Origin of the sequence: Thiothrix unzii (assembly GCF_017901175.1) — a bacterium.
Classification (GTDB): Bacteria; Pseudomonadota; Gammaproteobacteria; order Thiotrichales; family Thiotrichaceae; genus Thiothrix; species Thiothrix unzii.
Window position 1 is genome coordinate 66729 of record NZ_CP072793.1, and the last position, 23291, is coordinate 90019.

Sequence of the window (23291 nt, forward strand, 5' to 3'; positions counted from 1 at the left end):
AAAGTCGGACAAAATGGCGGATAAACGGTATCATTCCCCATGTAAATTTTATCCCCCATTCCTCGTTATCGGTGGCTTGATGGCTCAATTAGAATGTTTGGTTGGTTCGACCAAGAAAGATGATCTTGCCGTTATATTCATTCACGGTCTAAACGGCGATGCCCGTGGAACTTGGATGATGGATGAAAAAGATGATTCCACGTTATGGCCTCGCTGGTTGGCATCTGATGTTGATTGCTCGGTTTGGGTGCTTGGCTACGATGCGAAATTGAGTAGTTGGCAAGACAATGCGATGCCACTACCCGATCAAGGCGATTCGGTGCTGGAAACACTGGCTACCGAAGAAGGGCTAAAAAACCGTCCCTTACTATTGATCGGTCATAGTATGGGTGGGTTGGTCATCAAAACCTTGATCCATCACGGATGCACAAAAGGAGTTGCCCGCTATGAAAGTGTTGTTAAACGCATTCGAGGCGTTTCTTTCGTTGCCACACCACATAATGGTTCACAGCTAGCTACGCTTGCTCAATATATGGCCTTCTTGCTGCGTACTAACCCGCAGGTCGGAAACATGCAAAATCATGATGCGCACTTGCGTTCACTCAATCAGCAATTCCTTGCCTATTTCAATGCGCAAGATACTTGTGTTGCGGTGCGCACTTTTGCTGAGAGAAAACCAGTGCAAGTCGGTGTGAAATTCTTTAAGCCAATAAAAGTCCTTGTCGTTGATGCTAATAGCAGTGAGCCACACGTACCACATGAAATAGCAGTTCCACTGCCTGAAGATCATATCAGCATCTGCAAGCTGGCAAACAAAGGCGACCAGCTTTACAAATCGTTGCTGGCTTTCATCAAGGAGGACGTGCTCCCAAAGTCTCAACCCCTACAGCAATCTGATGTTGAAACTGTAGGGGAATCCGCAGAACCTCCGCCTGCCGATAAAATCCAGATCACCAAACTTCCCCATACCAACAGCCATCTGTTTGGGCGTGAAGCAGAAATTGCCATGTTGAATAGAGCTTGGGCTGAAGGGGTCAATGTTCTCATTCTGAAAGCAATGGGCGGTACGGGTAAAACTGCATTGCTGAAACATTGGTTAGATCAATTTGTTGCAAGTGGCTATCGCGGCGCAGAAGCCGTCTTTACATGGTCATTCTATTCTCAGGGTTCAGCAGAGAATAAGCAGGCTTCTACCGATGACTTCTTCGAGTCTGCCTTGCGGTTCTTTGGTTATGCCGAGCAAAATCTGCCACCGCCACATGAACGCGGTATCAAGTTAGCCCGATTAGTTGCTTCACAGCGCACCCTCTTGATCTTGGATGGTTTAGAGCCATTACAGCACCCGGTTGGGATTTTCCACGGTGAGCTTAAAGATCAAGCTTTAAAAGCGTTGTTGCAGCAATTGGCAGTCAAAAATCCGGGGTTGTGCCTGATTTCGTCACGGCAAACTGTCGAAGAACTCAAAGGTAAGCCGGAAAAACTGGTATTAGCCCACGATCTTGAACAACTACAAGAAACAGACGGCGTAGCCCTGTTGCGAGCTATCGGTGTAAAAGGCTCAGAGGTTGATCTGACAAAGGCTGTGAAAGAAGTTGCAGGTCATGCCTTGGCACTTAACTTACTGGGTAATTACGTCAAAAAGGTGTTGAGCTGTGATATTCGCCAACGAGACAAGATTCCGGGTTTGATGGCTGAGCGTAGTGATGGCAAACACGCAGAAAAAATGTTGGCTGCTTATGAAACACATCTCAAGGGTACATCCGCATTGAGTGTGTTGTACTTGCTGGGTTTGTTTGATCGACCCGTTTCACCCGGAGCTGTCCAGTGTTTGAAAGAGGCGAAAATCCCCAGACTTACTGATCAGTTGGGTAGTGATGCCGATTGGTGCTATGCAATATATGACTTGCGCGAACAACGACTGTTAAACGCTCCAAATCCTGATTATCCAGATAACCTCGATTGCCACCCGCTGATCCGCGAATACTTCGGCGGGCAACTACAAACCCAGCAGCCACAAGCGTGGCAGCAGGCGCATGAACGGCTGTACGAGTACTACAAAGCTCTGCCGGAGAAGGAATTTCCCGATACGTTGGAAGAAATGCAGCCGCTGTTCAGTGCTGTGGCGCATGGGTGTGCGGCGGGGTTGCATCAGCAGGCGTTGGATGAGGTGTATTGGCCTCGTATTTTGCGTGAGAATGAAAAATACATTTGGAGAAAACTCGGAGCTTTCAGCGATGACCTCGCTACCGTAGCGCATTTCTTCACTACCCCGTGGCACACCCCCGCAGCGGGTTTGACGGAAGGCGATAAAGCCGTATTGCTGAGCTGGGCAGGTTTCCGCTTACGCGCCTTGGGGCGGCTGCGTGAGGCACTGGAGCCGATGCAGGCTGGTATGGAAATGCAGACAAACAGCAAAGATTGGGAAAATGCCGCAAGTGCCGCCAGTAACCTCAGCGAACTGCAACTCACCCTCGGCGATGTGGCGCAAGCGGTGGAGAGCTGCGCACGCAGCAGCCGCTACGCCGACCAGTCCGGGGATATGTTCCAGCGCATGGCAAGACGCTCCACCCACGCCGATGCCCTGAATCAGGCAGGGGACACCGCCGCCGCCCTTGCCCTGTTTCGGGAAGCGGAGCAACTCCAGCAGGAACACCAGCCTGCGTACCCGCGCCTGTATTCGCTGCCAGGTTTCCTCTACTGCGACCTGCTGCTGGTGTATGGCAGCACGGCGGAGGTGCTGGAGCGGGCGGAACAGACGCTGGAATGGGCGATGCGAAACAGAGCAAGTTTACTTGATGTATGCCTACAACAACTCACCCTCGGACGTGCCCATCTGCAACAACTCTTACTCCCCTCTACCTCCGGGAGAGGGGTTGGGGGTGAGGGTCTTCACTGGCTAGATCAGGCTGTCGCTGGTTTGCGTGCAGCAGGACAACAGATCATGTTGCCTCACGGTCTGCTCGCCCGCGCTGCGCTGCACCGCCACACCCGCAACTTCGCCCGCGCCCGGCAGGACTTGCAGGAAGTGTTCGACATCGCCGACGGCAGCGGGATGCGGCTGCATTTGACGGATTATCATTTGGAGATGGCGCGGTTGTTGGTGGCGGAGTCTCTTGCTCCCTGCCCCCCTTGCGGGGGAAGGGCTGGGGAAGGGGGGAATAGCCGCGCAGCGGCTGACCCTGCGTACCACATTGCCGCCGCCGCCAAACTCATCAAAGAAACGGGTTATCACCGCCGCGATAAAGAGCTGGAGGAATTGCAGAGTTTATCACTCCGAACCTAACCCCCCATCCCCAGCCCTTCCCCCGCAAGGGGTGAAGGGAGCAAAGATTCGTGGGTTAGTGTTTAATACACCAACTCCGCCCAACGCCCATCCGCCACCAGCCGGTTCTTCAACGCCTGCCAGTTCGCCGCCGAACCCGCCAGTTCACCCATCACCTTATCCAGCACCGCCACCTGTTTCTTCAACCCGGCGAGGTAAACGTAAGTATTCGGCATCTGCATCATCACCCAGGTTTTCGCGCCGTTTTCCGCCAGACTCTTGCCCAGATTACCGGACGCATCGCGCCACGATTGCGGGTCAATCGCCTGATACGCCTCAAAGGTAGCCTGATCGTAATAGTTGGTAATGTCATTGTTCTGGTCGTTCATGTACAACGCATCCAGCCCGCTCTTCGCGCCGTAGAACAAGCGCACTTGCCCACGCCAGCCCTGTTCCTGCGCGTATACTGACTTGATCAAAGTACGGAACGGCGCAATCCCCGTCCCCGTCCCAATCATCAACAAGTTGCTGGTGTTATCCGCAGGCACTTTGAACGCCGCCTTGTAAGGCCCGGTCAGGGTAATTTGCTTACCCGGTGCAGCATCACACAGGTAGTGCGAAGCAATGCCGGGGTATTCTTCACCCGACACCTCGTCGATATAGGAACAACGCCGCACCAGAATCTCGATGTCCGAGCCTTCGCCATGCGGCTGTGCCGCTAACACGCTGTAATAGCGATGATGGAAGCGGTTGCCAAACGGATGTTTGCCTTCCACCAGCACGCCAATATTCTGCCCCGGCATCGCCCGGAACGCAGGGTCATGGATGGTCAATACCATTTCACGCACCTCATCCGTTTTGGTATCGGTGATGCGCTTGCTGGAGCGCACGATAGCGTCGCAGGTATTGCTGTAAGTCTGTTCGTTGGTATCAGTCATAAAAATCCTCTCTCTTCAATGTTCGTGTTTGTCGCGGTTCTTGCACGCCTTCTTGCCACTGCACCCGCACGACGACCCGCAGCCGCCGCCCTCCTCGCGTGGCGGGCCAAACTCCGGGTGGCGCAAGGCAAATTCTTTCACGATGCGTTGCACCACAATCCACGCGCCGAACAACACCGGAATCACCAGCATTGCAATCAGATAATCCCGCATCATTCCGCTCCCAGTCCTGCAAATCCCATAAACGCCATTGACAGCAATGCGCCGAGGATCAGGCTCAACGCCGCCCCTTGGGTTACACTCGGCAACCGTGCCAAATCCAGCCGCTCACGTAAGCCCGCCATCAGCACCAGTGCGAGGATGAAACCGACCCCCGCGCCCCCGGCATACGACACCGATTGCATGAAAGCGTATTCCTTGGAAGTCTGGAACAAGGCCACACCCAGCACCGCGCAGTTGGTGGTAATCAACGGCAGGTAAATCCCCAGCGCACGGAACAACGCCGGGCTGAGTTTCTTCATGGTCATTTCCACCAGTTGCACCGCCGACGCAATCACCACGATGTAACTGATCAGGCGCAGGTATTCGATATTGAACGCCACCAGCAATTCATTGATGAAATACGCGCATATCGAACTCACCAGCATGACGAACGAAGTCGCCAAGCCCATTGGCACTGCTGTATTCAGCTTGCCAGATACGCCAAGGAACGGGCACAGCCCCAAAAACATCGCCAGCACGAAGTTATTTGCCAGCACCGAGTTGAAAAAGATAAACGTGACGCTATCCGTGTTCATGCGCTGACACCTCCGGTGGTTGGGGTTTGATCTTGCTTGCGGGTTTTCAGCCATTCAAAGAACAGCAACCAGCCACCCAGCACCAGGAAGCCGCCCGGTGGCAATACCATAATGACCCACGGCTGGAACTGTTCCCCGAACAGTGGCAAGCCAAACAGCGAACCATTGCCCAGTACTTCCCGCACTGTTCCCAGACACAGTAACGCCAGCGTGAAACCCAGCCCCATGCCCGCCGCGTTTACCATCGACTTCAGCGGTTTGTTGCGTGACGCACAGGCTTCCGCCCGCCCCAGAATAATGCAGTTCACCACAATCAACTGGATGAACGCCCCCAGCGCGTTGTACAAGGTCTGGCTTACCGCCTGCATGGTGTAATCGACGATGGTCACAAAGGTGGAAATGATCACGATGTAAGTGGCAATCCGCACCCCCGACGGGATCAGGTTACGGAACAACGACACCAGCATACTCGACGCAATCAAGACGAAGGTCGTAGCCAGCCCCATTGCCAAGGCGTTAATGGAGGAATTGGTCACTGCCAATACCGGGCACATCCCCAGCATCATCACGAACACCGGGTTTTCGCGCCAAATGCCTTCGAGGAAAGTATCGACCGTGATGCGGTCATCCTGTTTGAGTAAGCTCATGGTTGCGCTCCTTCCATTTGCGACAGTAACGGCACGACCTTGGGCAACACGTCTTGTGCACTGCCATTCAGCCCCTTGGCAATCGCCTTGGAGGAAATGGTCGCCCCACTAATCGCATCAATTTCCCACGGGTTCTTTTTCGAGCCATGTTTGACCGCGACAATCGCGTTTGCCAGCGCATCGCCCTTCACGGTGGCATCCAGCTTGTCGAAGTTGGCGACGAAATCCTTGTTGGTAATCACCTTGTCACCCAGCCCCGGCGTTTCAGTTTGCTTGATGACCTTGACCCCGGTAATGCACTGGCAAGATGGGGTGTAGGCGTAAATGGTTTCCACCGCGCCCGAATAACCTTGCGCCCGACCTTCCGCCGCCAAACCCGTCAACTTGCCCCCAGCATCGTAACCGGCGTAGACATTCGTGCCTTTCAAGCCGGGGGCGGCTGCCAGCAACTCACCTTTTTCATTGATGACGAAATGCTTGTAAGCGGTTGCGCCCTTGATGACTTCCAGCACGGTTTTCTGGATAGCCAGCCGTTTGTTTTCCTCAATCGCCGGTTTGGTGGCTTGGTACACGGTCACGATCAGGAAACCCGACAGTGCAGTCACAAACCCCAAGGTGGCGATCATCGCCTTACTGGTATTCCCACTCATGCGGTTCTCCCCTTAGATTGTGCGCTCTTGGGTTGTGCGCCAAACAAGCGTGGTTGTGTCCAGGTATCAATCAGCGGGGTCATGGCATTGCCCAGCAAAATGGCGTACATAATGCCTTCCGACAAACTCCCGAACTGGCGAATGAGTACGGTGAGGAAGCCGATCAGCAAGCCGTAAATCATTACCCCTTTCGGTGTGAGCGGCGAACCCACCATGTCGGAAGCCATGAACATTGCCCCCAACATCAGCCCACCCGAAAACAGCATGAATACTGGGTCAGCGTATTTGTCCGGGTTAATCAGGTACAACACCCCGGAGGTGGCAATCACGCCGACGAAAATCCACGCCGGAATCTGCCAGTTCATCATCTTGCGGATCACCAGATACATCCCGCACACCAGAATCAGCAGTGCGGACGTTTCCCCCGCCGAACCCGCTACCATGCCGGTATACAGGTCAAACGGTGCAGTGCTGATGTGCTGGAACTTGTGCAAACTTAATGGCGTAGCCCCGGTAAAACCATCCACCGCCACCTGTTTCACCCACTCGGCGGTTTCCGGCGGCATCATGAACGGCGCAGTCAGGCTGGAAGGCACAAACTCGCTGAAACGCCCGGTGAAAAACGCCGGAGTCCAAGTGGTAATCGCCACCGGAAACGCCGCTTGTACAAACGCCCGCCCCACCAATGCCGGGTTGAATACGTTGTAACCAATCCCGCCAAATACCGCTTTACCGATGGCAATCCCGGCAATCCCCGCCACCGCCGCCATCCACAACGGAAAACCGGGTGGTAAGGTCAACGCCAGCAAAATGCCGCTGATGGTGGACGACCAGTCGTTCAAGCTGCTGGGCTTGTTGCCCATCCAGTTGAAAAAGCGTTCCGTGCCAAGGCAAGCCAGCGTGGTGACAATCACCAGTGCCAGCACGCTAATGCCAAACTGGTACACCGCGAACGCCACAATCGGCAGCAGCGCGTACACCACATGGCGCATGATAGTCGGCACATCCTGCGGCTTTTTCACGTGCGGCGCAGTGTGCAGAACAATGTGTTTCTTGCTCATGCTTTCCCCTTCTGTTCACGGTTGACGGCTTTGGCAATGCGGAAATATTGCACCAGCGGAATGTTGGATGGGCACACGAAGCTGCAACAGCCGCATTCAAAGCAACTGTTGAGGTGGAAATCGCTTTCCATTTCGGCGTAGTGGCGTTTGCCCGCCAGCCAGCCCATTTGCGCCGGGTTGAGGTGCATCGGGCAGGCATCCACACAGCGCGAACACTTGATGCAGGGGAAAACCGTTTCGCCCTGTTCGCCGATGAAAGTGCGTTCCTGAAACACCAGCAAACCGGACGTGCCTTTGGTGATCGGCACATCCAGCGAAGGCAGCGACATCCCCATCATCGGGCCACCGAGGATCACTTTTTCGTGGTCGGCGGTAATGCCCAGTTGCTCAAGGATGAAGCGTACCGGTGTGCCAATCGGCATCAGGTAATTGCCTGCTTTGGCAACATTCGTGCCCGTGACGGTGACGACGCGCTCAATCAGCCCTTCGCCTTTGGGTAACAGTTTGCCGAGTTGCGCCAGCGTACCGACATTGTTGACCACAATGCCGATGTCGATGGGCAAGCCGCCAGCGGGGACTTCCACACCCAGCAGCGATTTCAGCAGCATCTTTTCCGCGCCCTGTGGGTACTTGGTTTCCACCAGTTCCACGGTGATCGGGTCGTCGGGTTTCAAGGCGGCTTTTATCGCGGTGGCTGCGTCGGCTTTGTTGTCTTCAATGCCGACGATGGCGCGTTTGGCTCCGGTAATGTGCAGCGCGTAACGGATGCCTTGCAGCAAATCCTGTGGCTGTTCCAGCATCACCCGGTGGTCGCAGGTGAGGTAGGGTTCGCATTCGCAGCCATTCACCACCAGTGTGTGCGCGGTTTTGCCGTGCGGAATGCGCAATTTGACGTGCGACGGAAACGCCGCCCCGCCCAGACCTGCCATGCCGGTGGCTTGCACCCGCTGGATCAGTTCGTCGTGGTCCAGCGTTTCCGGCTCGACCGGATTGCCGTACAGCACGTACTGGGAAGAGGCTTTGTACACATCAATCACAATCGACAGCACTTTGGGGCCAGCCGCACTCGGCATCAGCCCAATGCTGCTAACCACACCCGTGGCAGGCGCGTGTACCGGGACGGACATGAAGCCATCCGCCTCGGCGATGATTTGCCCACGCAGCACTTCCTGACCCACGTTGACCACAGGCTTGGCAGGTGCGCCAATGTGTTGTGCCACCGGCACTATCAGGCGCGGCGGGAACGCCAGCCGCTGGATCGCCTTCCCCCGCGTTGCATCCTTGTGGTAACGCGGGTGAATGCCGTGCGAGAAGCGGCCTTTGCGGAATTTTTCAAACAGAGCAAGCATGGTTGTCACCTGTTCCCTCGTGGGTAATCAGTCAATCTCGGCGATGTAGGGGCAGACCTATGTGTCTGCCCTTCTGTAAATTCACCGCCGGTTACGGCAAAGAGGGCAGACACGCAGGTCTGCCCCTACCCATTTTTACTGATACTTCGCTGCCCGCGCCACCAGCTTATCCAAGCCAGCTTCGTTCGGGTTGTGCGGAGTCCCAGGGTGCAGGCAACCTGCCGTGCATTTCTCTGCCGCTTTCACGATGTCCTTGAACGAGCCGCCTTGTGGGTTAATCACAATCGCCTTTTTCTGGTCGTTGTAAGCAAAGATAGCGGGGTTGATATTGATGCACTCGTCACAGGCGGTACATTCCGGGGTATCGACCCACACTGGCTCGAAACTGCCCGCGTTAGCCGCTGGTGCGCCAGAAGCCGGAGACAATGCGCCATTGCCACCGCTTGCCAGCAAACCGGCAGGCAAGCTGCCCGCCGCCATGCCCATCAGGGTGGCAGTGAGTTGTTGCGCCACTTCGGCTTTGGCTTGCAGCTTGATCGCATCCATATCCACCACTTGATCAACCCCGGTCAGCGACTTGAGTTGATGCCAGAAACCACGGCGCTCTTCGGTGGAAGCCAGCAATTCCTGTGCAACCAATACCCGCATCAGACGGTTTTTGCCATCGACTGCCCAGATGTACGGGAACAGGCCGTCGCGTGCGTCTTCATCCAGTTCGATGAAGTCGTGCAACTGCACCATATTGTCGTTCCAGGTTTCCGGCGGGGCTTTGCGGAAGCTCTTGCGGAAACGGCCTTCGGTCAGGGCGAAATCGGCAAAGGTCATTGGCACTTTCATGCTGGCGGTTTTGCCTTTTTCGTCGGTGTATTCCAGCGTGTAAGTTGGCCAGTCGGTGTCGATGGACGGGTTGCCTTCGATGCTGGCGCAGTCTTTCAGGGTTTCGCCTGCATCCGGGTCGAAGCGGAACAAGGGGTATGCGCGGGATTCGACCGCCAGTTTGCTTTGCTGTTCGGCAGCATCATCGGCTACACCGTGTTCGGGTTGGCACACGGCATAGATGTTGAACAGGGCTGGACGGCGGCTGTTCAAACCGTCGATAAAGCCTTCGATCATGTGGGTCATGTTGGAAATGGAGCTTTGCAGCACGAAGGACGTGCGGTGTGCCATCCCTATCAGGCTCATTTCCTTGCGGATTTCGGTCTTGCCTTTCCACGCCTTGCCATACGGAGCCATGTCGGACACCTGCCCGATAAAGCCGGAGGTACACGCCTGACCGCCCGTGTTGGAATACACCTGCGTATCCAGCACCAGCACCTTGATCGGCATTCCTGACATCAGCGCCCGCGACAGGTTTTGGAAGCCGATGTCATACATCGCACCGTCACCACCCACGGCAACGACTGGTGGGCACAAACGCCATTCTTCATCACTGAAGGCTTTCCAGTTGAAGTAGGTCAGGATGGAATCGTGTTCCGCCGGGTCGTATTTGTCGGCAATAATCAGCTCGGCCTTGCGGATGGCTTTGAAACCGTCTGCCATTTTCGCCATGTGACCTTCAAAAATACCCATCGCCATCGACGGCGCGTCCTGGAACAAATGGTTTGCCCACGGGAACGGATACGGGTTGAACGGGAAGGTGGATGCCCACACCGAGGTACAGCCCGTGGCGTTGATAATGCCCATTTCGGCGCGACCTTGCTTGGTCTGGCCTTCGGTGTAACGCCATTTCAGGTTGCGCAAGGCATCCAGTAGCTTGGTAATGTCTTTCAGCCATTGCTGGTTGAGTGGCTGGGTCGGGCCGTCTGCTTCCAGTGAATGCGAGAGGATGCCCAGTGTCAGGTCATGTTCCTTGTTGCCGTCGATAGCGGCGCGGAAGGCAGCGGTGTCGCCAAGGTTGATATTGTTCGCCAAGGTCATGCGCACCTTGGTTTCGAGCTGGTTGATCAGGTTGTCGATTTTTTCCAGATGCGTTTTGACGCGCGGTTGCAGCAAGGCGGTTACGGTGGCGGTGAACAGGTGGATACTGGTCTTTTCGCCGCAACCCAGACACGCGCCGTCGCCGGACATCATGGAATGGTAGTTGTGCTTGTCGAGCAGTAGGGTTTCGAGTGCACCAACCTTTTCATCCAGATCGTCAATGCGGCTGAATTCGGGGGCGGTGGTGGGCAATTCCAGCCAGAATTTCCATTCCTTGCGCATCCGCTCGACCGCTGATTCGGTTTGCGGGGCGGCTACCAATGCCTGATCGTCACAGACCTTGATGCATTCCATGCAGCCTTTACAGGTGTAAGGGTTGATGGTGATGGAGAACAAGCCACCGCTGCCTGCCTGCTTTTTCTCGCGGGTGGAGTAGTAAGGCTTGGTAATGGCGAAACGGAAGTCGCCGATGGTGGCGAGCAGGCGGCTGAATTCGCGTTCCAGACTCTGCTTTTCCGCACCTTCCAGCGGGGATTCTGCCAGTGTTTCCAGTACCGCATGGTCGATGAGCTGGTTGACGTTGGCGGCTTCACCGTTTTGCTCGATCAGGCCGCGCAGCTTTTTCTCAACGGTACGCACTTCACGGCGCAGGAAACGGGTCGGGTTGCCGCCGCGTTCAATCGTCATGATGGCGGAATTGAATACGTCGCTGATGGAGTTGACCAGACCGGGAATTGCGCTATCCGGGCACACGCTGTAGCAGTTGCCGCAAGCGGTGCAGTTTTCCGGCTTGAATTCAGGGTATTCAAAGCGGATCTGGGTCATGTCGCGGTAGAAGCCGGTGGCGACGGGCATCAAGCCGGTTGCCATGTACGGGTCGGCGAGGTTGCCGCTGCCTTTGCCTTCGAGGTAGAAGCTGCCGGTCTGTTCCCAGAAACGGTGGATGTCGGATAAACGTCCGTCGCCTTCCGGCAACTGTTTCAGCATGATCGGCAAGGAACTGGCTTGCTTGCGCACCGCTTCCGGGGTCAAACCGACGGTTTTTTCCGTGATTTCAATGATTTCATCGAAACCACGGCGTACCACTTTGAGGTTGTCTTCAACCACCCGTGCGCCTTTGCCGCCGAACTTGTCGCGCAATTGTTTTTCAATCGCGTCGAACAGGGTGTCGCGGGTCATATTGTTCCGCGCCATCAACGGGGAAGCGGCGAAGAACGCACCTTGGAAGGCGTTACCCTGCATACGGAATTGCAGTTCAGCGTTGGAAGCTTCTTCGCGGGCAATCTTGAAACCGTCGATGTAGTAAATGCGGATGCCGTGGTCAACGATGTATTTCTGTGCCTGACGCGGAATTTGCGCCCACACTTCTGCCGCAGTGCCGAGGCTACTTTGGATAATGAACACGCCATCCTTGTCCAGCCCGTGCAATGGGTTGGAGTGCAGGAACACGTTCGGGTCGGGTGAGAGCACCACATCGACGAAATGGTATTCGCACGATAAACGGATCGGTTCAGGCGCAGCGGACAGGTAGTAGGTGGTCGGCTGACCTTTCTTTTCCGAACCGTATTTGGGGTTGGCTTTGATGTCGAAACCCAGCAAGTCGTACAGCGTCATCGCCAGGTTTTTACCCGTGGTGATTGCGCCCCAGCCGCCGACCGAGTGCATCCGCACGGTGATTGAGCCTTTCGGCATCAGGTTGGGATTTTCACTGCCATACACCGACAAATCCTTGATTTGCGGGTAACGGCTCAACAGGTCATTGAAATACACTTCCTGACGCGGGGAGGCGGCATTGCGGTAGAAGTCGATGCCGAGATAGAAGAAACGCTGGTTTTTGCCGGTGGGCAGCATGTTTTCGATAGCACCGATAATGCCTTCCGGTTGCAGGTCGCGGCTACCCAAGCCGTAGCAGCCGGAGTACAGGGCTGGGGCTTCGCCGCTTTTGTAGCTGGCATACAGCGGGTAAGGCAGTTCGCCACGGGTAGCAAAACCGTTTTCCATGCTTTTGGTGAGGGAGGCGCGGACTTCACGCATCACGGGTAAATCTTCCGCCAGTGGCTGGTCGGTACGCTCCAGCACCACGCAGCCTTTCTTGCCCTTGAGTGCCTTGCTAATCAAATCGCCGGGGAAGGGGCGGTACATGGTGAGGTTAATTACGCCCACTTTGAGCTTGCGGGTATCGCGCAGGTAATCGGCAACCGCTTCCGCCTGCACGATCATGCTGCCTTGCCCAAGGATTACGTAGTCAGCGTCATCGCAACGGTATTCGGCAATGCGCCCGTAGTAACGCCCGGTAAGGCTGGCGTATTCCGCCATCGCTTTTTCGGAAAGGTCGCGGATGTGGTCGAAGAAATACGGGCGTTGCGCGGCAGTCGCTTGCATGTAAGCGTCTTGGTTTTGCACCGTACCGGCAACCATCGGGTTATCCACGCTCCACACTTCAGGGACACGACGGCGTTTCGGGCCGTAAATCATTTCCTGCGCCGGGGTGGGGCAGTCGATCATGTCGGCGGGGTTGCCGAGGAATTCCGCAATCAGTTCGCGTTCCGGCACTTGCAGCGGTTCGATCAAATGGGTGGTGAGGAAGCCGTCTTGTGCAACTGCCGCTGGGGTCAGGGACATTTCGGCAATCTTGCGTCCGATCAGGTTGAGGTCAGCCGCTTCTTGCGCATTCTTGGCAAAAATCTGGAAGAAACCGGTGTCGTCGATGCAGTGGTAGTCATCATGCCCGCAATGCACGTTGAGGCTGGCTTTGGTAATGGCGCGGCAACCAATGTTCAGCACGTAAGGCAGGCGTTTACCGACGGCGGCGTACAAGGATTCGTGCATGAATGCCACGCCCTGTGCGGAGGAGAAGTTGGTGGCACGCAAGCCCGTCATGGACATCCCCGCAGTCACGGCGGCGGCAGCATGTTCGGATTCCGGTTCAACGAAAATCAGCGGTTGCCCCGCGTTATTGACGTGGCCTTTGGCGACTTCTTCCGCCCAGTATTCGCCCATTTGGGTGGAAGGGGTAATGGGGTACGCACCCGCAGCATCCGATGCCTCGCGTTCACACATAATGACAGCGGCGTTGCCGTCCATTGCCATGCGCGTACCGGGGTACTTGACGGTAGGGGTAACAGGTTTCTTGATTCCGAACATGGTTTGACTGCCTCTACGAGTGAGATTCAAAGGATTATGCGTGGCTAACTGGGAGTGCCTTCTTTCTAATGACAGGCTTGGCTTTTGACCCTTTTTCGGTCTCCCCTTTGCGGTTCAGCCACACGATTGCACCGGTAGGGCAACGCTGGATGCTGACGCGAGAGGCTAGGGTGTTTTTACTGTAATCAATGGTTGCCAGGTTGTCCCTGATCGTTATTAACCCTTCCGGGGAATCGTTCACGCAACGCTCACAGGCATTGCAAGCCACTTCGCATTCGGCTTCCGCCTCTGCGCCGTGGTGGAGATTTTTGCAAGCCACCCACAATTGGTGGCTGACAGGATGCAGTTCAAACAGTTTCTTGGGGCAGACATCGACGCAATCGCCACAGGCGGTGCATTTGTCGGCATCGACGACGGGCAGGCCGTTTTTATCCATCGAAATCGCGCCGAATTCGCACACGTCGGCGCAATCCGCCATGCCCAAGCAGCCCCACGTACAGGTTTTGCCACCGCCGCCCACCATTGCTGCGCCCCGGCAGGAATGCAATCCGGCGTATTTGGCGCGGTTGTAGGCAACGTGGTTGCCGCCAGCGCAAGCCAATCGAGCCACGCGCTTTTCCTGATTACCGAGATCCACGCCGAGGAAATTGGCAATCGCAAGGTTGTTGGCAGGCGCGTTAACGGTGCATTGCCCCGGCTGGACTTCGCCCGCAATCAGCTTTTCGGCGAAAATGCGGCAACCGGCTTCACCACATGCACCACAATTGGCGTGTGGCAGGGCGGAATCCACTTCGTCGATGCGCGGATCTTCGTACACAAACAGGAAACGGTTGGCAATTGCCAGAATAACGGCGAGAGAAACTCCCAAGGCCAGCATGTAACCTAGGGCAACTACGGTGTCTGCGGAGAGAATGCTGGCGTCAATCACGCTAAAATGTCCTATCGTGGGGAAAATGTTACATTTACATTACCCAAAATTGTGCAGGCGCAATAATGATTTATATCAAGGTTTTATATTGCACCGCACAACGTGAAGGGATAGCCTGAATAGCTAAAAGAGATATAGAAAGGGTAGGGATGGCACTAGAATAGGGCTTATAATGGGGGAAGTGCCTTCTCAAGAGAAAATAATAATGCTTGTTTCTGATGCCATTTTTTCAGCCAGCCCCTATCTGCAACACCAGCTTGCCCGCCACCCTGAATGGCAAGCCTACCTAGAAACGAGCCAGCCGTATGCCAATGGTGAATTGGTGCAAAACATCGCGGCTGAAGTGCTTACACTCCCCGATTACGACAGCCTATTGCGCACGGTGCGCATCATCCGTAACCGCGAAATGGTGCGCATCGCCTACCGCGATTTGCTAGGCAAAGCAGAACTCGCCGAAACCTTGCAAACCACTTCCGACCTCGCCGATGGTTTGGTGGACGCAGTTTACCGCTGGTGTTACGCCGAACTCACCGCCAAACACGGCATCCCGCGCAGCCGCAGCGGTGAGCCCCAGCAGATGGTGATTATCGGCATGGGCAAACTCGGTGGGCAGGAACTCAACTTTTCCTCTGACATCGACATGATTTTCGCCTTCCCCGAAGCAGGCGCAACCGATGGCAAGCGCGATCTCGATAACCAAACGTTTTTCACCCGTGTGGGACAACGCTTGATTGGGGTGTTGGGGCAAACCACGGCGGAGGGCATTGTGTACCGCGTCGATATGCGCTTACGCCCCTTCGGTGAAGTCGGCGCACTTGCGTTGTCGTTCGATGCGATGGAGCATTACTACGAAACCCACGGGCGCGAATGGGAACGTTACGCCCTGATCAAGGCGCGGGTGATGGCGGGCGACAAACACAATGGCGCGGAATTGATGGCACGCTTCCGCCCGTTTGTGTTCCGCCGCTACCTCGATTATGGCGCGATTGAGCAATTGCGCGATATGAAAGCCATGATCAACCGCGAAGCCGAACGCCGTGGCAAATATTTGGATGTGAAGCTCGGCACTGGCGGTATCCGCGAAATCGAATTCACCGCGCAAGTGTTCCAACTGATGCGCGGCGGGCGGATTCCCGAATTGCGGGGGCGTAGTTTGCTGCCGACGCTGGATGCCTTACTGGCGCAACAATTGCTGACGGCGGACGAGTTTGGGATTTTACGCAGCGCGTACCATTTCCTGCGCCGCACGGAAAATCGCCTGCAAATGTGGAACGACGAACAGACGCATTCGCTGCCAACCACGTCTGAACGCCAAGCCTGTCTCTCCAGCTCGATGGGCTTTGCGGATTGGGCGAGTTTTGAGGCAGAACTCAATCGTCATCAGCGTGCGGTATCGCAGATTTTCCAGAGGGTGTTTGCACTCGAAACCCAAGAGAGTCAGCCGATGCCGGAACATCCCGCGATTCAGGCATTGCTGCACAGCCGTTTGTATAACACGTTGACCGATACGGGGCGCAGTCGTTTGAACCGCTTGCTGCCTGCGTTGCTGGATGCGTGTAATGCTTTGGCTGACCCTGAACAGGCGTTGGAACGGTGTTTGCGGATTGTGCAAAAGATTGCGCCGCGTTCCGGTTACATTGCCATGCTGGCGGATCACCCGAATGCGTTGGAACAATTTGTGCGCTTGGTTAGTGATAGCTTGTGGATTACCAGCCAGTTGACCGATCACCCGATTTTGCTGGATCAATTGCTGGATTCGCGCCAGTTGTATACGCCGTTGGATCGTGAGCAACTGGGGGCGGCATTGCGCTTGGAATTGGAGCGTATTGATCAGGGCGACACCGAACAGGTGATGGAACGGTTGCGCCAATTCAAGCAAGCACAAGTGTTGCGGGTAGCGGCGGCGGACATTACCGGCATATTGCCGCTGATGAAGGTCTCGGATCAGTTGACATGGATTGCCGAGGCGGTGTTGGAAGAAACCCAGCGGCATGTGTGGGTGACGATGACGGCGCAAACGGGCGTGCCGTGTTACAAGAATGATGCGGGAGAAACGCAACAAGCGGGGTTTGCGATTATTGCTTACGGCAAACTGGGCGGGCTGGAACTCGGTTATGGGTCGGATCTCGACATTATTTTCTTACACGACAGCCACGGCACGGCGCAGCAGACCAATGGCAAAAAGACGCTGGAAAATGCGGTGTTTTATGCACGATTTGCGCAGAAAATTATTCATACGCTGACGACGTTTACGCCAGCGGGACGCTTGTACGAAACCGATACGCGCTTGCGCCCTAGTGGGGCTTCGGGTTTGCTGGTCAGCAGTTTGAATGCGTTTTGCACTTACCAGCAGGAAAAGGCGTGGGTGTGGGAACATCAAGCCTTGCTGCGGGCGCGGGTGATTACGGGAACGGAGCGTTTGCGGTCGCAGTTTGAGCAAGTACGCCATGACATCCTTTGTCAGCCGCGTGATAGGGCGGAGTTGCGCAAGCAGGTGATTGCGATGCGCCAGAAAATGTGGGAAAGCATGGCGAGTAAGGATTCCAGTATTTTTAACCTGAAAAAAGACCCCGGTGGCGTGACAGATATTGAATTTATTGTGCAGTTTCTGATTCTGGCTCATGCGCACGAACACCCGGAATTGGTGCGCTGGAGCGACAATATCCGCCAATTAGAATCGTTGCAGGGGGCGGGAATTTTGCCAGCAGATACGGCGGTGATGTTGGCGGATGCTTACCGGACGTTGCGTGATCGTATCCACGAGCTGTCGTTGCAGGAGCAGGACGCGGTAGTGGAGGCGGGGCAGTTTGTGCGTGAGCGTGAGGCGGTGCGGGCTGCTTGGGTTACTTACCTTGGCTAATGCCGTGGCGGTCGGCGATTTTATCGACCAGTTGCCAGACTCGCGCTTCCAACATGCTGTAGCGGCTGGTGTGCGCAGTTTTTAGTAGTAAAAAACTGTGCAAGATGTGCTCCAGTCGAATATTTACTAACGAGCCTTGTTTCAGCCACTGCATATGCCATGTCGGAAAACGGCGTGTTTCCAAGTCATTATCCATCACCAGGCGCTTGATGGTGTGGCGCGTGTCACGCTCAATACGCCCGATTAACAGGTCAATAGCCCACGCTTCACCTTCGATGTATTGCATGAAACGCCCGTTGTCGAAATACAAATAACCCGTGACCCCGGATTCAGCATTACGCGCGGCGGCATCTGTAGCAAGTTGGGCAAGGTCATTTTCACTAAAATCAATGCACGCAAAACTGGCGTAAACTAGGCATTTCATCAGAATTCTTATCTCTCGACGTGGTGTTTAGTTTGTGTTTCCAAAATGACAAGTGAGCGGTTATGCCGCAATCCGGTCGTACAACTGCTGCGCACCTTCCGCCACAATCCGCTGCGCCCAACTTGGCTTCATTTTCATATCCGCTGCCCGTTCCAGATACAGTGCAGGTCGTGTCAGCATATCTGCCAACGATTTCAACAATGCTTTGCGGGGAACACTGCCGTATTGTCGCTCGGCTTCTTGCCATGCAGCTTGCGGGATTTCACCCCATGCCAGATACATCGCCACCAAATCGAAGACATCCTTGAACGGTGGGGCAAGCGCACGGTCAGCATTCGCCAACAGCTTGGTCATGAAACAGGATTCGCGTGACAAGTAGGGCAGCGGAAACAAGTTCAGATCAGCACCTGCGCCCAGTCGGTATTCATCACAACTGACGATTTCGAGTTTGACCAGTGAATCATCCAGCTTGAGAAACGTTCTGACAGCGTAACGGTCGGCGCGAATTTCGCGCACATAATCAAACTCTTGCCTGACCAATGCGCCGAGGGAAAGATTCGTCACCTGTTCACGCACAGCACGGTAGGCATCCTTGTTTGGACACAGCAAATCAATATCAACCGATTCGCGGTATTCGTCCAGTTCCAAGGCAATGCGTGTCCCGCCACCGAAACAAATGGCATGTTGGGTAAAGAAATCAGCATCGAACTGCGCCAATGCGGTCATGATCAGGCGGTGATGGGGCAGTTGGTAATCAGGCATGATGCACCACCCCAAACGCTGGAATGAAAATGCCTTGCCCCACTGTGCGAGTGAGTTCCTTGATTAGACCTTGCTCGTTGTCGCTTAGATTCTGTGCTTGCACGAAGCCCCAACGTTCTTCATACACGCGGAAAGCAAAGTCAGGATCGACGGTTTCGCAATGGACATCCCATAGCAGCTTGTCCAGTTCCGGGTAGAGCTTACGGTTGATGGTGGTTGGCATGGCGGTTTTCCTGCTTTGCTGGTGTTTTCATGAGGATAGCATGAAACCTTGTGTAGCCAATCCTATGCACTGTCACCAAATCCGTTTGCCACGCAAGTGGGTTATCCGTACCGACGTAAACATCCAAGTTTGCGAGTGCGGTTGGGGCGTGCCACAATGATCATGTACCTCGTTAGCGGAGAAATCTCATGCAATTGACGCTCGATATTCCAGAAAAATTCTTTGCTTATCAAACACCCAAAGAGCTGATACGCCTACTCAAACTGAATACGGCGATTGACCTTTATCGACGCGGCAAACTGTCGGCGGGTGCTGCGGCTGAATTTGTTGGCGACCTTGACCGCTACGAATTTCTCTACGAATGCCGCCAACGCGGGATTGAGCCACAAACCTACGACAATGTTGAAGAGCTGCAAGCAGAAATCGACATGCTGGCAAAGGATTTGGCGTGATTATTATTGCGGATAGCTCGCCTTTAGTCGCTTTGGCACTGTGCGATTGCTTGGACGTTTTGGATGCACTCTTTGGCGAAGTCCGAGTGTCACAGACTGTTTATGAAGAAGTTACCGTCGGGAATAAAGCTGGCTCAGCCAAACTTGCTCATTATTTACAAGGCAAAGTAAAAGAATCGTGCCTTGATTTGCACATTATTGGTGGCGACACAGTCGACAAGGGTGAGTTAACCTCTATTGTATTGTATAAAAACCTTAATGCTGATTATCTGTTGATTGACGAGAAAGCAGGGCGAAAAGTCGCACAAATCAACCAAGTCAAAATCATTGGCAGTCTCGGCGTTTTGATTGAAGCCAAGCGCAAAGGCATGATTCCTTTACTAAATCCTTATATTGAAATTTTGCGCAACTCCAAAACCTATTTTGGCGAAGAGTTATTAAATTACGCACTGACTGTTGTGGGCGAATAATGCTTTAAATGCTTTGTCACGCCACTTAAAATAACAAAATGTGTAATTGTTAATTTAAATTAGGCTCATTACATCCAATCATATCAGCTATCCAAAGGTATTTCAAAAAGCCAACAGAAGTAAGACTTATATGTAATCTATCACGCCAAGATGCTATTTGTTCTAGTGTTAATGATGCTGTGTTTTGAAAGTTCTCTATAGGATATAGCGCAGTACTTATCTCTAAAATCAAATTCAGGCAAAGAAATATATTTGGTCTTGTTTCAGATAGCAAGGTGAGATCTTGATCCGAGAAATAATTAGTTAACTCAGCCATTGAGTCAAAAGTTTTTTGAGCGTGCGAGTTTATAGCCACTTCTTCATCTTCTAAATAATTACGTAGCACATCTGTGCCAACATCGTCCATGCCTTGAATTTGCTTATTAAAATTAGATAAATAATCAATATGCTCAAATAGCTCCCCATAAGAGTTGACAAAAGAATCAATAAGATCTGTCTTACCCAGATATGCCCACTGCCTAATTCCAAGTGCATCCAAAACATCCGAGCTAATAGGCTCAGGAAATAAACGCCAACGTTGGCTGCTTATAACATCAATATCATATTCCATAACTCCCTTGAAATTAGTATAAGCTAATCTTTCCAAGCTTTTTCCTTTGACTAGCGGGATCAGTATTATATGTTGCCAATAGAGATCCATTGCTTTGATTCTAACAATTTTGTCTTGGTCTATATTTAATGCACTTGCTATTGCTTGCCATAAAGCATCCAATGCATTTAAAGAGTCAATTGGATGTTCAACATCGAAAGTGATCCATAATGCATTATTTCCTTTCCAGTAAATATTATCCGCATGAATTTTGGCATGAATACCTCGTTTTTTTAATAGTTTTAATGAGGAATTAAGACGATTGGATGTAGGGATTAAACAATCACTTAGCATTCCTTTTGTTAATTTTCTTTTGGTTTTCTGGAGCTTTCCTTCCATGAGTGGAAACTGTTCTGGATATGCAGCTCTACACCATTTGTATATAGTTTCAATCCATGCTTCATATTCTTCTTTTGGTGATAAAAAGTCTAGCGACTGGGGATTTGTCAAGACCTCCTCTTGTTGGTGAAGTTTTTTTAGCATTATACATGCATCAATTCCATTGCATACTGATAAATGAATATCATGTTTGTTGATACCCTCTTTTTCAGCTAAAGCATAAAGCTCTTCAACTTGATCTTTTGCTTTTGCAGATGGCATAAGAACCATGAGAATAAGGGCTTTTTCAGCCGACCTTACGAAATCACCAACCCTATGCCTATATTCATTAAGTGCCACTTTAAAATCAGACAAACGTTTGCTGGCTAAAAATCTTTGGCTATTTCTTAAATTCGAGGTTTCTTTAGCTTGACTTTCAGTTATCATTCCCCATTCGTCAAGAGCAGATTTTGGCAACAAAAAATTATCCGTTGTTAATCGTCTAAAGCTATTCCACTCCTTCATATCGGTTATAAATTGTATATCTTTTGAACCAATATCATGTAAAGCAATGCCGATTTGTTTTAGTGAATAAACTGTATCTCTACGCAGTTTATATATTTGGGAAAAGTACTCACTCCATTCTTTCGGGCGAGCTTGATAGTCTACTAATCCCTGAAACCAAGAATTAAAAATAGGCAACCAAGGTTTCAGAATGTTTTCAATAGGCATTCGCTTTACTGTGTCATCATAAGGCAATTCCAGCAGAGATGTTTTATTCCCATATCCCGATGATCCATACTTATTGAAGTTTGGTATACACCAAGCGATTGTTTCAACCCTTTCTACTGAAAGATCATTATAAGTAACAAGTGTATCAGGCTTCGATCTTGACAATCCCATGCCAGACATTCTATTGTTTTGCCTAATTATATAGTGTGCAACCAAACAGTCATCTTCTTGATCTAACGCAAATATTCCTTCTTTTTCTTGGATATGTTTTTTCAACTTTTCTTTATTTAAATCAAACCAAGAAGAATATAAATTCTCATTAAATGTACGAGTGGCAATAGCAAGCCGAGCAAAAGAATAAACAGGTAGAATAGTTAATGCTGCATCCAAATCATCGTTGGCAATTAACTCATAATCGACTTTTAAATTAATATGTCCAAGCCAAAATATAATTTCTGCAAATGCATCAAATTCAAGAATTGACTGTGGATTTCTAGGAAAATAAAGCAAGCTTCCGAGAAAATCAGAAAAATAATTAAATATATCCATTTTATTTGTTTGTTTTTCTTTTAATGCCATTGCTGCTTGAGCAGCTATTGCAAAGTTAGGATTTGATGCTGCCAATGGTGCAAATAAATCATTTTTTACTTTTAATGCATTTGCTATATCAAAATCTATTAACATCCACCATGCCTGTCCTACAAGAGTACGCGCATCACTCAAAACTTCCGCATTAACCAAAGCATACTCTTTGAGTCCAAGCCATTGCAAAGATCTACCAACACCTCTTACCGCCTCCCATGTTGTTAAGGAAAGAGAAGATAACGCTGATATTAATTCTTTTGAATCATGATAGTGGCGTGAGAATGTACATAGTAAAAAGAACTCAAGATCATTTTCTTCTAGAATTGATAAAACCTGTTTTGCTAAGCTGGGCCAAGGATAAAAAACCTCATCTAATAACTGGGAGCATATAATTTCGCTGCGTACTGAGTGAAAACCTTCAACATAATGACCATCAATAGATGTTCGCAATAAAAATTCGTTATTAAAGCGTTGTAATGTCCGTTGGGGTTCTGCTAAGTAACTAGCTAGAAGTTTCCACGTATAAGATCCTGCTGGTGTAAACTGGTAGTTTGTCACTTAAGAATGTCCGCACCGATGAAATTTGCCCAGCCGATCCCTGAAGAAATCCGCGTGACCTTGCAGGAAATGTATATGAACCACCCTACATTCCGCTGTCGTCAACGTGCGCAAGCAATTTTGTTGAGTACACGCGGCTTTACCCTTGCGGAACTGTGGTCAATCTTGGATGTACGGCGCGATGCCATCAGTGAGTGGCTCGACCGCTGGGAACATGAAGGGCTGCTGGGACTTTACGACCGTCCCCGCTCTGGTTGCCCCCGGATATACACAGAAGCTGAAGTAGCGTTGTTGAAAACCCTAGTGGACGAAGAGCCACGCCAAATCAAGACGGCTCAAACCAAACTGGCTGATCTAACCCAGAAAGTAGCCAGTACCAGCACCTTGAAACGCCTGTTAAAAAAAAGTTCCACTACCTCTGGAAGCGGATGCGTAACTCATTGAAAGATAAACGTGACCCCGTGGCTTTCAAGCGTGAGCAGGAAATTCAAGCATTACTCCACCAGCAAGCGGCGGCTGGCAAGTTGCTTATTTACTACTTCGATGGTTCAGGTTTTACCACAAC

At 52.3% G+C, this 23291-nt stretch carries 18 protein-coding genes; 5 read left to right on the plus strand and 13 right to left on the minus strand.

What is annotated here, in order from left to right:
* Positions 1–79: 79 nt before the first annotated feature.
* On the plus strand, positions 80–3283 hold the full coding sequence (locus tag J9260_RS00475; protein WP_210219116.1) for a lipase family protein: 3204 nt from the start codon (positions 80–82) through the stop codon (positions 3281–3283).
* Between the two features lie 62 nt (positions 3284–3345).
* On the opposite strand, the gene J9260_RS00480 is transcribed toward J9260_RS00475, so the two are convergent.
* From J9260_RS00480 to J9260_RS00520, 9 genes are all read right to left on the minus strand, one after another.
* The gene (locus J9260_RS00480) at positions 3346–4200 is read right to left on the minus strand and encodes a ferredoxin reductase domain-containing protein (RefSeq protein ID WP_210219117.1); all 855 of its coding nucleotides are present in this window, start codon (positions 4198–4200) and stop codon (positions 3346–3348) included.
* Positions 4201–4215: 15 nt separating this feature from the next.
* Positions 4216–4416: a chemotaxis protein gene (locus J9260_RS00485; protein WP_210219118.1), complete on the minus strand. Its 201-nt coding sequence runs from the start codon at positions 4414–4416 to the stop codon at positions 4216–4218.
* Positions 4413–4997: an electron transport complex protein RnfA gene (locus J9260_RS00490; RefSeq protein ID WP_210219119.1), complete on the minus strand. Its 585-nt coding sequence runs from the start codon at positions 4995–4997 to the stop codon at positions 4413–4415. The genes J9260_RS00485 and J9260_RS00490 overlap by 4 nt, the downstream gene beginning before the upstream one ends.
* Positions 4994–5644 (minus strand): electron transport complex subunit RsxE, encoded by a 651-nt coding sequence (gene rsxE, locus J9260_RS00495; RefSeq protein ID WP_210219120.1) that lies wholly within the window; start codon positions 5642–5644, stop codon positions 4994–4996. Before rsxE ends, J9260_RS00490 begins: the two co-directional genes overlap by 4 nt.
* Positions 5641–6294, minus strand: a complete 654-nt coding sequence (locus J9260_RS00500; RefSeq protein WP_210219121.1) for an RnfABCDGE type electron transport complex subunit G — start codon at positions 6292–6294, stop codon at positions 5641–5643. The genes rsxE and J9260_RS00500 overlap by 4 nt, the downstream gene beginning before the upstream one ends.
* Complete coding sequence (locus J9260_RS00505; protein WP_210219122.1) at positions 6291–7355, minus strand: RnfABCDGE type electron transport complex subunit D; 1065 nt, start codon at positions 7353–7355, stop codon at positions 6291–6293. The genes J9260_RS00500 and J9260_RS00505 overlap by 4 nt, the downstream gene beginning before the upstream one ends.
* Positions 7352–8704 carry an electron transport complex subunit RsxC gene (gene rsxC / locus J9260_RS00510; protein ID WP_210219123.1) on the minus strand — a complete coding sequence of 451 codons (1353 nt, stop codon included), beginning with the start codon at positions 8702–8704 and terminating at the stop codon, positions 7352–7354. Before rsxC ends, J9260_RS00505 begins: the two co-directional genes overlap by 4 nt.
* 135 nt (positions 8705–8839) lie before the next feature.
* Positions 8840–13765 (minus strand): 2-oxoacid:acceptor oxidoreductase family protein, encoded by a 4926-nt coding sequence (locus J9260_RS00515; protein ID WP_210219124.1) that lies wholly within the window; start codon positions 13763–13765, stop codon positions 8840–8842.
* A 34-nt stretch (positions 13766–13799) separates the two neighbouring features.
* Positions 13800–14693, minus strand: a complete 894-nt coding sequence (locus J9260_RS00520) for an RnfABCDGE type electron transport complex subunit B (RefSeq protein ID WP_246499550.1) — start codon at positions 14691–14693, stop codon at positions 13800–13802.
* A 205-nt stretch (positions 14694–14898) separates the two neighbouring features.
* Here J9260_RS00520 and glnE point away from each other — a divergent pair, with 205 nt between their 5' ends.
* Positions 14899–17553: a bifunctional [glutamate--ammonia ligase]-adenylyl-L-tyrosine phosphorylase/[glutamate--ammonia-ligase] adenylyltransferase gene (gene glnE, locus J9260_RS00525; RefSeq protein WP_210219125.1), complete on the plus strand. Its 2655-nt coding sequence runs from the start codon at positions 14899–14901 to the stop codon at positions 17551–17553.
* Here glnE and J9260_RS00530 read toward each other — a convergent pair.
* Genes J9260_RS00530 through J9260_RS00540 form a run of 3 tightly spaced genes read right to left on the minus strand, consistent with a single transcriptional unit; the run spans position 17537 to position 18962 of the window.
* Positions 17537–17977, minus strand: a complete 441-nt coding sequence (locus tag J9260_RS00530) for a BLUF domain-containing protein (RefSeq protein ID WP_210219126.1) — start codon at positions 17975–17977, stop codon at positions 17537–17539. The genes glnE and J9260_RS00530 overlap by 17 nt on opposite strands.
* A 60-nt stretch (positions 17978–18037) precedes the next feature.
* Positions 18038–18739, minus strand: coding sequence for a nucleotidyl transferase AbiEii/AbiGii toxin family protein (locus J9260_RS00535; protein WP_210219127.1), 702 nt, complete (start codon positions 18737–18739; stop codon positions 18038–18040).
* Positions 18732–18962, minus strand: coding sequence for a hypothetical protein (locus J9260_RS00540; protein WP_210219128.1), 231 nt, complete (start codon positions 18960–18962; stop codon positions 18732–18734). The genes J9260_RS00535 and J9260_RS00540 overlap by 8 nt, the downstream gene beginning before the upstream one ends.
* Before the next feature lie 188 nt (positions 18963–19150).
* Between J9260_RS00540 and J9260_RS00545 the strand changes: the two genes are divergently transcribed.
* Together J9260_RS00545 and J9260_RS00550 are read left to right on the plus strand one after the other, a co-directional pair.
* Entirely contained in the window at positions 19151–19414 is a 264-nt protein-coding gene (locus J9260_RS00545) for a UPF0175 family protein (RefSeq protein ID WP_202719040.1), read from the plus strand.
* The gene (locus J9260_RS00550; protein WP_210219129.1) at positions 19411–19884 is read left to right on the plus strand and encodes a PIN domain-containing protein; all 474 of its coding nucleotides are present in this window, start codon (positions 19411–19413) and stop codon (positions 19882–19884) included. The genes J9260_RS00545 and J9260_RS00550 overlap by 4 nt, the downstream gene beginning before the upstream one ends.
* A 49-nt stretch (positions 19885–19933) precedes the next feature.
* Here J9260_RS00550 and J9260_RS00555 read toward each other — a convergent pair whose 3' ends face one another.
* Positions 19934–22726: a hypothetical protein gene (locus J9260_RS00555; protein ID WP_210219130.1), complete on the minus strand. Its 2793-nt coding sequence runs from the start codon at positions 22724–22726 to the stop codon at positions 19934–19936.
* 18 nt (positions 22727–22744) lie between these two features.
* On the opposite strand from J9260_RS00555, the gene J9260_RS00560 reads away from it, so the two are divergent.
* Positions 22745–23170 carry a helix-turn-helix domain-containing protein gene (locus J9260_RS00560; RefSeq protein WP_210217478.1) on the plus strand — a complete coding sequence of 142 codons (426 nt, stop codon included), beginning with the start codon at positions 22745–22747 and terminating at the stop codon, positions 23168–23170.
* Positions 23171–23291: the final 121 nt, after the last annotated feature.

Coding starts and splice junctions, on each gene's coding strand:
- glnE (WP_210219125.1), top strand. CDS start 14,899: ATGCTTGTTTCTGATGCCATTTTTTCAGCCAGCCCCTATCTGCAACAC.
- J9260_RS00480 (WP_210219117.1), bottom strand. CDS start 4,200: ATGACTGATACCAACGAACAGACTTACAGCAATACCTGCGACGCTATC.
- J9260_RS00540 (WP_210219128.1), bottom strand. CDS start 18,962: ATGCCAACCACCATCAACCGTAAGCTCTACCCGGAACTGGACAAGCTG.
- J9260_RS00545 (WP_202719040.1), top strand. CDS start 19,151: ATGCAATTGACGCTCGATATTCCAGAAAAATTCTTTGCTTATCAAACA.
- J9260_RS00490 (WP_210219119.1), bottom strand. CDS start 4,997: ATGAACACGGATAGCGTCACGTTTATCTTTTTCAACTCGGTGCTGGCA.
- J9260_RS00560 (WP_210217478.1), top strand. CDS start 22,745: ATGAAATTTGCCCAGCCGATCCCTGAAGAAATCCGCGTGACCTTGCAG.
- J9260_RS00535 (WP_210219127.1), bottom strand. CDS start 18,739: ATGCCTGATTACCAACTGCCCCATCACCGCCTGATCATGACCGCATTG.
- J9260_RS00475 (WP_210219116.1), top strand. CDS start 80: ATGGCTCAATTAGAATGTTTGGTTGGTTCGACCAAGAAAGATGATCTT.
- rsxC (WP_210219123.1), bottom strand. CDS start 8,704: ATGCTTGCTCTGTTTGAAAAATTCCGCAAAGGCCGCTTCTCGCACGGC.
- J9260_RS00515 (WP_210219124.1), bottom strand. CDS start 13,765: ATGTTCGGAATCAAGAAACCTGTTACCCCTACCGTCAAGTACCCCGGT.
- J9260_RS00505 (WP_210219122.1), bottom strand. CDS start 7,355: ATGAGCAAGAAACACATTGTTCTGCACACTGCGCCGCACGTGAAAAAG.
- J9260_RS00500 (WP_210219121.1), bottom strand. CDS start 6,294: ATGAGTGGGAATACCAGTAAGGCGATGATCGCCACCTTGGGGTTTGTG.
- J9260_RS00485 (WP_210219118.1), bottom strand. CDS start 4,416: ATGATGCGGGATTATCTGATTGCAATGCTGGTGATTCCGGTGTTGTTC.
- rsxE (WP_210219120.1), bottom strand. CDS start 5,644: ATGAGCTTACTCAAACAGGATGACCGCATCACGGTCGATACTTTCCTC.
- J9260_RS00530 (WP_210219126.1), bottom strand. CDS start 17,977: ATGAAATGCCTAGTTTACGCCAGTTTTGCGTGCATTGATTTTAGTGAA.